The 12,108-nt window shown below is 55.0% G+C and carries 14 protein-coding genes; 4 read left to right on the top strand and 10 right to left on the bottom strand.

Annotated elements, in window-relative coordinates; translation table 11 throughout:
• The coding region (locus tag ACK4HN_RS10305) for a DUF928 domain-containing protein (protein WP_409877599.1) at positions 1 to 628 on the top strand (628 nt) is incomplete at its 5' end.
• Here ACK4HN_RS10305 and ACK4HN_RS10300 read toward each other — a convergent pair.
• The 6 genes from ACK4HN_RS10300 to ACK4HN_RS10275 are packed head-to-tail and all read right to left on the bottom strand — an operon-like array spanning position 625 to position 6,179.
• The gene (locus ACK4HN_RS10300) at positions 625 to 1,884 is read right to left on the bottom strand and encodes an exonuclease SbcCD subunit D (protein ID WP_409869090.1); all 1,260 of its coding nucleotides are present in this window, start codon (positions 1,882 to 1,884) and stop codon (positions 625 to 627) included. The two genes, ACK4HN_RS10305 and ACK4HN_RS10300, sit on opposite strands and share 4 nt — an antisense overlap.
• A 13-nt stretch (positions 1,885 to 1,897) precedes the next feature.
• Positions 1,898 to 3,361 (bottom strand): CIA30 family protein, encoded by a 1,464-nt coding sequence (locus tag ACK4HN_RS10295; protein ID WP_409869089.1) that lies wholly within the window; start codon positions 3,359 to 3,361, stop codon positions 1,898 to 1,900.
• Complete coding sequence (tsaB, locus tag ACK4HN_RS10290; protein WP_409869092.1) at positions 3,351 to 3,959, bottom strand: tRNA (adenosine(37)-N6)-threonylcarbamoyltransferase complex dimerization subunit type 1 TsaB; 609 nt, start codon at positions 3,957 to 3,959, stop codon at positions 3,351 to 3,353. Before tsaB ends, ACK4HN_RS10295 begins: the two co-directional genes overlap by 11 nt.
• A gap of 10 nt (positions 3,960 to 3,969) precedes the next feature.
• Positions 3,970 to 4,140, bottom strand: coding sequence for a photosystem II assembly protein Psb34 (psb34, locus tag ACK4HN_RS10285; RefSeq protein ID WP_409852401.1), 171 nt, complete (start codon positions 4,138 to 4,140; stop codon positions 3,970 to 3,972).
• A 51-nt stretch (positions 4,141 to 4,191) separates the two neighbouring features.
• Positions 4,192 to 5,352 carry a glycosyltransferase gene (locus ACK4HN_RS10280; protein WP_409877601.1) on the bottom strand — a complete coding sequence of 387 codons (1,161 nt, stop codon included), beginning with the start codon at positions 5,350 to 5,352 and terminating at the stop codon, positions 4,192 to 4,194.
• Positions 5,352 to 6,179 carry a thiazole synthase gene (locus tag ACK4HN_RS10275; RefSeq protein ID WP_409869088.1) on the bottom strand — a complete coding sequence of 276 codons (828 nt, stop codon included), beginning with the start codon at positions 6,177 to 6,179 and terminating at the stop codon, positions 5,352 to 5,354. The genes ACK4HN_RS10280 and ACK4HN_RS10275 overlap by 1 nt, the downstream gene beginning before the upstream one ends.
• 114 nt (positions 6,180 to 6,293) lie before the next feature.
• Here ACK4HN_RS10275 and ACK4HN_RS10270 point away from each other — a divergent pair, with 114 nt between their 5' ends.
• From ACK4HN_RS10270 to ACK4HN_RS10260, 3 genes are all read left to right on the top strand, one after another.
• Positions 6,294 to 6,767, top strand: coding sequence for a hypothetical protein (locus ACK4HN_RS10270; protein ID WP_409869087.1), 474 nt, complete (start codon positions 6,294 to 6,296; stop codon positions 6,765 to 6,767).
• A gap of 47 nt (positions 6,768 to 6,814) precedes the next feature.
• Positions 6,815 to 7,345 (top strand): 6,7-dimethyl-8-ribityllumazine synthase, encoded by a 531-nt coding sequence (ribH, locus tag ACK4HN_RS10265; RefSeq protein WP_409852393.1) that lies wholly within the window; start codon positions 6,815 to 6,817, stop codon positions 7,343 to 7,345.
• Between the two features lie 83 nt (positions 7,346 to 7,428).
• Positions 7,429 to 8,451, top strand: a complete 1,023-nt coding sequence (locus ACK4HN_RS10260; protein WP_409869086.1) for an aspartate-semialdehyde dehydrogenase — start codon at positions 7,429 to 7,431, stop codon at positions 8,449 to 8,451.
• 10 nt (positions 8,452 to 8,461) lie between these two features.
• Here ACK4HN_RS10260 and ACK4HN_RS10255 read toward each other — a convergent pair whose 3' ends face one another.
• From ACK4HN_RS10255 to murD, 4 genes are read right to left on the bottom strand one after another with little or no spacing between them, the layout of a single operon-like run.
• Entirely contained in the window at positions 8,462 to 8,875 is a 414-nt protein-coding gene (locus tag ACK4HN_RS10255) for a DUF1838 family protein (protein WP_409869085.1), read from the bottom strand.
• 2 nt (positions 8,876 to 8,877) lie between these two features.
• Positions 8,878 to 9,555, bottom strand: coding sequence for a hypothetical protein (locus tag ACK4HN_RS10250; protein WP_409869084.1), 678 nt, complete (start codon positions 9,553 to 9,555; stop codon positions 8,878 to 8,880).
• A 4-nt stretch (positions 9,556 to 9,559) separates the two neighbouring features.
• Complete coding sequence (locus ACK4HN_RS10245) at positions 9,560 to 10,732, bottom strand: AI-2E family transporter (protein WP_409869083.1); 1,173 nt, start codon at positions 10,730 to 10,732, stop codon at positions 9,560 to 9,562.
• Positions 10,729 to 12,093, bottom strand: a complete 1,365-nt coding sequence (murD, locus tag ACK4HN_RS10240) for a UDP-N-acetylmuramoyl-L-alanine--D-glutamate ligase (RefSeq protein ID WP_409877597.1) — start codon at positions 12,091 to 12,093, stop codon at positions 10,729 to 10,731. The genes ACK4HN_RS10245 and murD overlap by 4 nt, the downstream gene beginning before the upstream one ends.
• Positions 12,094 to 12,108: the final 15 nt, after the last annotated feature.

Here is a 12,108-nt window from a genome sequence, read left to right as displayed (position 1 = left end):
TTTGCAGGAGATAGTCAGGACTTGGTTCATAATCTTACTGTATTTCATCAGAGAAAAGATTGCCAGAGCGCGGGGCTTCTGCTGTCTGACTGAACCCAAACAAACTGTGGTTGCCCTCGTGCCCAAGGATAACAATGGCTTCAGCAGCACTCCCACCCCCACCCTCTATAGCTTCATTCCCGCCAACAAGGGCGCAACCCTAACCCTGACGCTGCGGGATCCCCAAGGCACAGAAGTCTATCGCCAAGAGCGTCCTGCCCCGACAGAAGTGGGTATTATTGGCTGGCCTGTGGAGCATGTTTCCCTCAAAAACGGTGTGGATTACCAGTGGCAACTCACCCTCACCTGCACCAATAGCACCACAGCCGTCAAAACCATCAGTTGGTTTCGACTAATGCCCTTATCGCCAAGCCAACAGCGGCGAATTGTGCAGGCCAAAGATGTGGCGGATACCTTTGCCATGGCGGGCTATTGGTACGATACCCTCGATCAACTGGCGAAACAACGGTTGACTCAGCCGCAGAATGCCCAACTCCAGCAAAAATGGCAAGCCCTCTTGCAGTCTCCCGCTGTCCAATTGGCCAATGTGGCGAATCAGCCCCTCGTTCCCTTACCACCCCAGCCCTAGCTCTCTAGGGAGAGGTCTGCTAGCCACTTGTAAAGGTCAGGAATATTGGCATTGGGTTGAAGTAGATCTTCTTTTAGGTGCATGAGCACCTTGGCCAAGGATTCGGCACGATCGCGATACTCAGCGACACTGGCCAGCAGATCTGTAAACACCTGTTCTTCGATCTGGGCGCGGGGGGGTGGCTCAGCCGTCGCATCACGGTAGGTTTGATAGGCCACAGGGGTTGCCGCAAACCCCACTCGAAAGATAAAGGCATTGGTCGTTTCTTGCAGTTGCCCTTGGAGCGATCGCACAGATAAATCGCCCCGCTCAAACCCCACTTCTCCTTTGAGGGTGACTTCCACAATTGCCTCTGCCATGTCTGCCCGATGCCGCTGCACCAGTTGCTGGAGTTGGCTCTCCACATGGCTCACGGTGTCACTGGGGGTAAGGGTAAGGGTGTAGCGATGGATGGGACGCTGCCAATAGTCCCGCTTGAGTTCCGCTTGGGGTGGCCCCTGATCGTTAAGAGTAACCAAGAGCACGCCGCGGGGGTTTTGCTGCTGATTTTCCTGAATCGAATTGGCCTCAACGGAGCCGGGATTAAAGATCCAGTCCTCAACGGCGTAATGGCGATGGATGTGCCCAAGGGCGAGGTAATCCACACCTGCTTGGCGCAGGGGTAGGAGTTCGTTGTAGCGCAATGCCCCTTGGTAACGGGAGACTTGCCCCTCAAGACCATGGTGAAAGAGCAAAATCGTCGCACCAGCAGCGGGCGGCAGCGCCTGAATTTGACTAGCAAGCTCCTGAATGGCGCGGGGGGCACTGGCACCATACCAGCGGGAACCAATGACACGCACGCCACAGGGGAGATCAATGTAGCCACCCTGCGCTGCCTCGGAGTCCCACGGCTGTAATTGGCCACTTTCGTCAGGTTCCAGTAAGTAAAGATAGTCCTTTTCACAGAGGTAGCGTAGCCAATTGGACTTGACACCGTAGGGGCAGTTGTCGTGGTTGCCCTCGATCGCCAGCACGGGAATCCCCGCCGATCGCACCTTGTCAAGGACGTACTCCGCTTGGTTGAGAACGCCGGGGGTAATCATCCGCTCCTCAAAGAGATCCCCGGCAATCAAGACAAAATCCACTCCTGTCTCAATGGCATAGGTTTGCAGGGCACTGTCAAAGGCGGTGAAAAAGTCAAACGTGCGGTTGGGATTGTCTTGGCGGTACTTATTAAAGCCAAGGTGCACATCGGCCACATGGAGAAAACGCACCATTTGCTCCTCTCCCCTAGGGGCGATCTAGGCAATCGCTGGCAAGTTGGGCAAGGCGTGCTGCCCAGTTGGGATAGGCCTCTGCAGCTTGATCCGTGGCCGCCACTTCCACCGTGCGATAGCAGGCCACGGGCAAATTCAGCAAACTAACCAGAAATGCGGCTAAATCTTCGCGACTCAGAGACCCCGTCAGGCGATCGCCCTGATCAAGGCGTAGGTCTTTGCCCCCCGGCTGATCCGTCAGGCCACAGGGACGGACAATGGTATAGGGCAGGCCGCTTTGGCGCAGCAGATTCTCTGCCGCCAGTTTCCAAGTGAGGATGCCCCCCAGTTGCGCGTTGTATTGCACTGCCAAGGGCTGTCCCTTTAGGTCCAGATTTGCCTGCTGCGGACGGGTCACCCCTGCCGAACTCACCTGAATGATGCGCGGCAAGGGCACATTCCCATAGGCTTGGAGCGATTCAATCTCAAGGCTGAAAGTGCCGGGGCGAAAGTGGGGGTTGAGGGCACCGTCGTATTCAAATTTGCTGAGCATCAGTTGCAGTGAGTAAATTTGCCCCACATTGAGGGGCGGCGCATTGCTGGCAGTGCGTGCCCGAAACACGGGAATAAAGTGGCTAAAGGGCAGCTCAACGCTGATCCACTGATCGGCCACCGTATCAAAGGAGATGGCATAGCCGACGCCATCCCACGCTGGGTCACTGCGCAGGAAAAATTTATAGCGCTGGCCATCGCCGCGAACCCGCAGTTGAATGCCCGTGTACCCTTGCAGATTGAGGGGGGGGATGAGGTTGCGGGTGCGAATGGAGACAAACCCGCCAGCATTTTCCGTAGAAACAACCCCCGTAAAGAGGGCACTCTGCTCCTTGAGGTAAAACTGGCTGGCACTGACGCCACCCATGACCACATCATCGAGGGCACCCCAAACCTCCTTCAGCGGGGGCGTGGGATAGCGATAGTCAAAGAGGGGATAGGTGTTGGGTTGACTTTGAAAGTAGGGCTGGGCGCGTTCCAATAGATGCCGCATTCCCCCCAATTCAACAGCCTCGGGGCTAGCACCGACAATTTCAAGACCCGGCGGTGGCGTGCTGGGATTGGGCTGCAGCGTTGTCCCGACACAGTTGATGACTGCCCGACTGCCCTGTAGAAGATCGGGCGGCAGCGGTTGCGTGACATCGGCAACAACAATGTCTAAAAAGGGGTGGGGGGGAAGAACCCTCTCAGCCTTGGCGCGATCGCGCACCCCTGCCCGCACAGCATAGCCTTGAGCCAAGAGGGTTTTCACCACTGCTTGACCCGTTCGACCCGTTGCCCCCATCACCACCACTAGACCACTGCCGCGATAGGCGGGCGGCTTAAAGAGATCTGGTAAAAGGGGTGCCAGCACAGGGCGCAGAGGTTCTAGGGTTCCCACAAACGGTAGGGTTTGAAAAAAGCGCAGGGTATCGAGAAAGCGACCAAGTTCCCAGTTATTTGCCATAGCAGGGCACCACGCTTGACCAATGGGGAAATTCTTTCCCTGCCCTTAGTGTATCGTGCCACTGCTGGGCTGCCCATGTGAGCAAAGCGCGGCCATAGTCGGTGGGGTTGGGAGGACTCAAGTGTTTGTAGGGGTGAGGCCAAGTGGCTAAAAGCGTTTCTGCTTCGTGGTCTGCCAAGAGGCGATCGCCCCACAGGGCGTTGAGACGATCCCCCTGAGAACGGTAAATGCCGAGGTATTGATGTCCCTGCTGGGCACGCCGCGACACCACCCCATCCTGTTCTTGCAGTTCATGGCGATAGTGCCAGGCCATGGTGCCAAGGCTAGACAGCCCGAAAAGGGGAACGTCCAGTTCCTGTGCCAAGATACGGGCAGTCACTACCCCCAAGCGCGTTCCCGTAAAGCTGCCCGGCCCACACCCGATGGCGATCGCCCTTAGCTCATCCCAACGGTAGCGCCCCATGAGTTCCCCTAGGCAAGGGTGAAGTTGGCTTGCCAGCTCCCGACCTAGGCACCAGGTTTTCACCTCACGCAGTTGATCTGCCCCCAAGTCATAGAGACCGGCAACTAGGGTGGCATCGCTGGTATCAAAACCCAGACACAGCAGATTAGCTCACTCCGATGGCGATCGCCACCAAGCCAGCCACCAAGAACAAGCCTCCTACAACCCAGAGGGCTGCGCGTACTTTTTGCTGAGGTGTCCAGGGCTGGGCTTGATAGACCTTGGGTTCAATGGCAAAGTTGTTGAGGCGACCGCCCTCCTCCGTGGTATAGCGCATCGCAAACACCCCAATTCAGCGTTACAGTGCAGCTATTCTAGCAAGCAAGCTTTACGACTCTTGAGAATCCTTAACAATTTCTTGCAATTGACCATGGCGAGAGAACCGCAACCAGCGACCGCGCCAGTAAATGCGATTGCCAAAACAGCCCCCCAGCCAAATCAGAAAGCTCATCACATCCCGCAGGGGCAATAGCCACAGCCACAACAGCAACCGAGGAGTCCCCATCAAGATCATGCTGATGATTGCCTGCACCCAGCGAAGACCTTGAACGCCCAAAGCGATGCCGAGTGTCAATGGCGTAGGAAATAGTCCCCACAGCAGGGCACTATAGACCGTGCCAAACATAAACACCATGCCAAAATACTGCTTGCCGCGATTGGTGCGAATGGAGCGTGCCCAGCGCAGCTCTCGTTGTACCGCCTGCCGGAAAGAGTCATTGCCACAGTCATTCTTCAGGATATAGGGGGAGAGTTCGACCCGATAGCCCAGTTTCCAAGCGCGGTAGCCGAGATGATAATCTTCGCCAATGCGGTCTAACACCGCTGCAAATCCCCCCAGTTGGTCAAGAACCTGACGCCGCAGGGCAACCGTTGGCCCAATGGCAAAGCGCAATCCACCATCGAGGCGGCGGGCAATTAAAACGCCGGGGATAAAGTCAAGACAGCGCCCCAAGGCTAAAAAAGCAGCTCCCAGGCGTTGGGGATTCGGATCCACATAGCCACAGGTCACAACACCCACCTGCGGATCGGCAAAGGGAGCAATGATAGTCTGCAAATAGTGCCGATCCACCGCTACATCACTATCCACCTCGACAATAATCTCGTAGCGAGCATGGCGAAATAACTGAAAAACATTGTTTGCCTTGGGGTTAAAGCCATGCTGCTCCGCACAAAGGTACCAGCGAGCACGCTCAGGATACCTGCGGCAAATCTCATCCACAACGGCAAGGGCGGCATCTGTCGGCTCCTGAATCCCGAAGAGCACCTCATAGGTGGGGTAATCTTGGTTACACAGGGAAGACCAATTTTGCCATGCCCTTGCTTCCAGCCCACAAATCGGCACCAGCAGCGACACCGAAGGTGCAACGCGAGGGGGAGGAGGGCGCTTGCGGCTAAAGAACTGCCATGTCACCCCCAAGGCCACGCAATAGAAGAGGCTGCCCGTAAGGGTGAGAAGGAAGAGCAGTCCGCCCAAGAGTTCGCGGATCATCAATCACCAATCCTGCCGCTGAGCGGAGAGCTGGCACTGGCGTAGGCTTTTACGGGGATGCGCCCTGCAAGGTAGGCAAGACGGCCAGCAGTGGTTGCTAAGGCCATAGCCTTGGCCATTGCCGGAGCATTTCCCGCTTGGGCGATCGCGGTATTAATCAAGAGTGCATCTGCCCCTAACTCCATCGCGGCGGCAGCTTCACTGGGGGTACCAATACCGGCATCCACAACGACGGGAACATTCGCCTGATCGATAATAATTTGAATGTTAGCGGCATTACGCAAACCTTGTCCTGAACCAATGGGGGAAGCCAAAGGCATCACAGTGACACAGCCCACTTCCTCAAGGCGTTTAGCCAGCAGGGGATCTGCATTGATGTAGGGCAAAACCGCAAATCCTTCTTTGACGAGTTGCTCGGCGGCAGCAAGGGTGCCCACAGGATCCGGTAGCAGGTATTTCGGGTCGGGAATCACCTCTAGCTTGACAAAGTTGTTGTCCTCTTGACCCAAGAGTTTGGCCATTTCTCGGCCTAAACGGGCAACGCGAATCGCCTCTTCAGCGGTTTGACAGCCAGCGGTATTGGGCAGCAGCCAGATTTTACTCCAGTCAAGGGCATCCACAAGTCCTTCGTGACCGGGGGCATTGGTTTGAATGCGACGGACGGCAACTGTCACAATTTCACAACCACTCGCGGCAACACTGGCTTGCAGATCCGCAATCGAACGGTATTTACCTGTGCCGGTCATCAGGCGGGAACGGAACTGCCGTCCGGCGATCGTGAGTGGGGCATCTTCAATCAACGGCGCAGAGGGAGGAGCACTCACCATGATGTACCTAAACAAAATAGAAGACACTGGAGGTTGCCTTTCTACGATATCAGGGTTACGCTCTTCGCTGCTGTCACCTCGGAAAACTTGTGGCATGATAGAGGCACCATAATTATGGAAGGGCAACATTGGCGCATGGCACATATTGGCAACGATGCCGCTATTCAGGCTGCCGATCGCCTGCTACGTCAATATGGGTTTGATCTAGATGGCTCCTCAGTGGAGGTCATTCTAGATCGCTGGTTGCGCCATTTCCCGCCCCGCTGGATTCGCCTTGCCCTCATTGAAGCCCTCTATCTGGGACGCTACAAAGCCATTTCCGTTGAGCAAATTTTAGAACTCTGGCAGCGGCGAGAGCAGCCGATTTATCACTTCAACAGCGAGTTTGAGGCCATCATTTGCCAGTCCTTGCCCCTTAGTGTGCCAGAACCTGCGCCCTCTCGCCCTTTAGGGACCCGTGGTGCTATAAAAATTAGCGAATTTCATCCTGATTTAGCCCCTGAGCCATTTGTGAGCAAGTTAACCAGCATTGTGCGGCAGTGGCAGTCCCAAGACTTCCTTGTGGAGCAAGGCGATCGCTCCTCCTAGGCGGAGGCAGGTTATACTCTTTGGGGTAAGATTTGGCACCTCCACCTATGGCTGTTTTTGAAGGCACCTATCAAGTTCTGGGCACGCCTCGCTTTGGCATTGTGATTTCCCGCTTCAATGACTTGATTACAACCAAGCTGCTCGAGGGTTGCCAAGATTGTCTGCGTCGTCATGGCGTTGACCCCAATCCCCACGGTTCTCAAGTGGACTATGCTTGGGTGCCGGGTAGTTTTGAAATTCCCCTTGTGGCAGCTCAACTGGCGGCTAGTCGTCGCTATGCCGCCATTATTTGTCTAGGGGCAGTCATCCGTGGCCAAACCCCCCACTTTGACTATGTGGCGGCTGAAGTCACTAAAGGCATTGCCACCGCCTCGATGCAAACGGGGGTACCCATTATCTACGGCATCCTCACCACCGACACCATGCAACAGGCCCTTGAACGCGCCGGCATCAAAAGCAATAAGGGTTGGGAATACGCCCTCAATGCCCTCGAAATGGCAAGCCTAATGCAAACCCTGCCCAGCAAAATTAATCCCCCCCAATTCACCGCCAGTCCCCCTGCCCTCGCCGAAGGATAGGCAGGAGAGATTCCAGTAGCTAAACCTAGGGTGGCTATTTTTCCCGTCTCGACAATCGTAAAATGGGCTTATATTTCGGAGGAATGACCTTGGCACAGGGATTACGGGTGGGCATTTTAGGTGCCACAGGGGCAGTGGGCACAGAAATTTTGGCCATTTTGGCGGAACGGTCGTTTCCTGTAGCTGAGTTGCGGCTATTGGCTTCGCCCCGTTCAGCGGGTCAAACCCTCTCTTTTGGGGAGACGGTGCTGCCGGTACAGGCAGTGAGTGAAGAGACCCTCAAGGGACTGGATTTGGTTTTGGCGTCGGCGGGGGCAGGTGTGTCGCGGCAGTGGCTGCCTGTTGCTGTCCGAGAGGGAGCGATCGCCATTGATAATTCCAGTGCCTATCGCCTGGAACCCAATGTGCCTTTGGTGGTGCCAGAGGTGAATCCTGAAGACCTAAAAACACACCAAGGCATCATTGCCAATCCTAATTGCACGACCATTTTGATGACCGTTGCACTATGGCCCCTGCATCAGGTGCGACCAATTCGGCGCATTGTTGCGGCTACCTACCAGTCTGCCAGTGGGGCGGGAGCCAAGGCCATGCAAGAACTCAAGGATCAAGCCCTTGATATTCTCAAGGGGCAGCCACCGCGTACAGAGGTCTTTCCCTATCCCTTGGCCTTTAACCTGTTTCCCCACAATTCTCCTTTGAATGAGCAGGGCTACTGCCAAGAGGAGATGAAGATGGTCAATGAGACCCGCAAAATTTTCCATGCCCCTACGTTACGGGTGACGGCCACCTGTGTGCGGGTGCCTGTGCTGCGCGCCCATTCGGAGGCGCTGAATGTGGAATTTTTTGAGCCTTTTCCGCTACAGGAGGCGCGCGATCGCCTGCAAAAGGCGGCAGGCGTGCAGTTTGTTGAGGATTGGCAGCGCAACTATTTCCCTATGCCCCTAGAGGCCACAGGCAAGGACGCCGTGCTGGTGGGACGGCTGCGCCAAGATCTTTCTGAACCCAATGCCCTTGAACTGTGGCTGTGTGGCGATCAAATCCGCAAGGGGGCAGCACTAAATGCCGTGCAGATTGCCGAATCGCTGATTGCCCAAGGGTTAATCTAAAGGAAAAGATTTACCACAGTTGGCTGAGCGCATTGATGGTCTGAAACGTCGTCGTGCGCTCACCGACTTGGGCGGGCACCTCACGGCGAAATAGACCCTGCACGGGATCATTGGCCACGGGAAGGACAGGCACTGTTTCCTCTGTCCAAGGGTTGTGCCAGCGATCGCACAGGGTTTGATGGTCTGGGTCTAGATAAAACGTCAACTCACGGGAGAGAAAATACCATCCCCCCTCAGGATGGGGCAAACAGCGAGCGGCGCTCATGCCAACAATGTTGAAAAGATGACGGCGTCGCTCTTGGGGAACAAAACTATACACAGCTCCCTGCCATGCGATAAATGTGGTCTTGCCTGTTAAATCCGCCCGTACCCGCACCCAATCGCGAGCACTCAACCATTTTTGAACAAATTCAGCAGTGGGCATGGCTACTCCACAGGAATATTGGCAGCCTGCAATTGCACATCCTGATTGGGATAGCTAGCAAGGCGCAGGGTCAAGGTTTTTGTATTACCGAGGAGGCTTTTGGGAATAAGAATCGTGCCTTTGACCAGATTACTACCAGGGGGTAATTCCGTGGGTAGGCCTTCGGTCAGAGCACTCAAAAGGTTTCCTTTGTCGTCCTTAATCTCTAGGAAGGTGTAAATAAACTGCACTCCTTGGCTACTGTCGTTTTTCAAGCTCACCTGCAAGGCGAAATCTTGGCCAATGGTGTCCACATGGCTAATTTCTAGGCGCACCCCCTTATCCTCAGCAACGATCGGCAGTGTTCGACTCACTTCTGGTTCCGCTGCTGGGGGTTCATTGGCAGTGGTCGGAGCAGGCACAATCTGGCGTTCTGCGGAACGTTCAATCATCTCAGTAATGCGGACTTTGGTTTGGGCAATGATCTGCGCCTCGTCTAGAATGGGCGATCGCTCCCCTTGGGTTTGATCATTGGCATTCACCGCACTGCCAAGGATGGGATTCACCACTGGTTGGGACACACCGCGCAATGATTCTCGTCCCAAATGGTAGCCAATCAAAGCCGTGACAAGGGTAATGGCAGCGGTTGTACTGATCAAAACAAGGGAGGTGAGAATTCCGGGGTGAAGGGCACGCCGCATGGTTCTACTCCACTGAGGAGGGCTTCATTGAAGAAGAAACAGGGGGCAAGGGGGGCGGATTACTGGGCAGGGCAACGGTGGTATCCACGTCCTCGGCATTGAGGCGCGATCGCACACTCACAAGGAAGGTTTTAATCACCACCGCGATCGGCACTGCAATCAAGACCCCCACCAAGCCCGATGCCCGCGCCCCCGTCAGAATTGCTAAAAACACCCAGACGGGATTCAGACCCGTAAAGCTGCCAATAATGCGGGGTGCCACCACATTTTCAAGAAACTGCTGAAAGAGAAACGAAAATCCCGCCACCTTCAGGGAGAGCCAAACATCCTGAAGCGCCACCAGCAAACTAATGGAAATAATCCCCACCGTGCCGCCAAAGGGCACCAAAGCCATCACCCCAATAATCACCCCAAAGAGCAAGCCATAGGGCACCTTCAAAAAGATGAAAATCGTGGTCAAGCCAATGCCCATGCACAGCCCCAGCACCAACTGACCAATAAAGTAGCTTTCAAAACTACGGCGTATGGTTTCTGAGATCGTGGGGCGTAGCGTATCGGGCAGCCAACTCAGCAGGCCATCCCACAATTCATCCCCATGTTGCAGGAGATAGAAGGTGAGGACAACGGTCAGAATTAGATTGATGAGCACATCCACGACACTGCTCACCGTGCCCAAAATTAAATTCAGCGCCTCGCGGGCTAAGCTTTGCAGTTGATCCTTGAGTTTTTCCAGCAATTGGTTGGCGAGGGCATCCACATCCACCGTCACTGGCAGATTAAGGGAGTCCACCCACTGGCCAAATTCTAGCAGTCGCCGTTGGCTGGAGTTAAACCATTCCGGCAGGCGAGCAATGAGCTGTTGCGCCTGATTAAAGAGATTGGGCACCACGACCAAGGCAATGATGGCAATCAGAACCAGTGCCAGCAAAAAGACAACCACTGCCGACGGCCCCCGCGGATTTCCCTGCTCCTCCATCCAGCGCACTGGATAGTTGAGTAAAAACGCAAACAGGGAGGCAAGGACAAGCACCGCCACCAGTGGTCCAAAGAATTTAAGAATTGTGGCAAATGCCCAAAAATTCAGCGTCAGGACAGGGCCTGCCAAGCCAATAATCAGAAACCGACTGGCAATGGAGAGGCGATTCCACCAGTGACCCGAGGCCGCAGATTGGCTCATAGCTCTAAGCACAGTTGACGAAAGTGATCACCGCGTTCTTCAAAATTCTGATATTGGTCAAAGCTGGCACAGGCAGGGGAAAAGAGCACAGTTTTGATTGGGTACTGGGTCACCAGTTCAGCAGCCGCCGCCACTGCCCGATCCAGTGTCTCCATGATCTCATAATTTGTAAAGCCGATCGCCTCTAGGCGCTGCGCAAACTGTGGTGCCGCTTCACCAATTAAGAGCACCCAAGCGGCCTTCTCCTGAATCAAGTTGAGCCAAGGGCGATCGTCCCCCTTTTTGGCCTGTCCACCGGCAATGAGAATCACCGGACCTATCACAGAACGCAACCCAATTTCGGCGGCGTCATAATTGGTAGCTTTACTGTCGTTAATCCACACCACCTGTTGCCATTGGCGAATGCGCTCTAGACGATGGGGCACACCGGCAAACCCCGCCACTGCCTTAGCAATTGTTTCAGCGGGAATACCGGCTAAATGTGCAGTTGCCACAGCTAGAAGAAAGTTTTGCTGATTGTGTTGACCCGGCATTTGCAGGACATGGGTGGGCAGCAGGGGTTGATCCTGAAACCAAACTTGATCCTCAGCAATATAGATGCCCTGTTCAATCCCCTTGGGTAGGGCTGCTGCCCCTTGGGTACTGATCCACCAAGCTTCTGGCCAACGATTCACCATGTGTTGACGCAGGTAGGGATCATCGCCATTGAGGATCACCTGTTTAGCCCCATTCATTAGGTGAGCTTTGGTGGCCACATAGGCCTCAAGGGTGCCATGACGCTCTAGGTGATCCGGGGTGAGGGTGGTCCAAAGGGCAAATTGGGGTTGCAGGGGAGGACTAGACTCCAATTGATAACTACTAATCTCAGCAATCACCCAATCAAGGGCGCTGGCGGTCAAAGCCACTTCGCAAATACTGTTGCCGATATTGCCACAGGCGGGAGCCGTATACCCCGCTGCCTGAAAGATGGCAGCAGTGAGTGCCGTGGTCGTTGTTTTGCCATTGGTGCCCGTAATACAGACCCACGGCAAATAGGCGAGGGCCTGCCACGCAATCTCCACTTCCCCCCGCACGGGGATACCCGCTTGGCGAGAGGCAACGAGCGCTGGTGAGTACCAAGGCACACCGGGACTAATGACAATTTCATCCGGGACACGCAGACCGACATTGGCGAGGGTTTGTAAATCAAAGTCGTAGTTGAGTTGAACAGCAATGCCTTCGGCTTCGAGGAGTTGCTGCTGGGATTGTAGGGCAGGGGTTTGGCGACTATCACTCACCTCCACTTGCCAGCCTTGACGTTTTAGTAAACGGGCGGCAGCGATGCCAGAGCGACCAAGACCAATCACATGAACAGTTGGCATAGTTAAATGGGGTGA

The organism is Thermosynechococcus sp. (assembly GCF_046299655.1).
GTDB lineage: Bacteria > Cyanobacteriota > Cyanobacteriia > Thermosynechococcales > Thermosynechococcaceae > Thermosynechococcus.
Note: the sequence above shows the minus strand (reverse complement) of the source record. Positions and strands in the feature narration are given on the sequence as shown.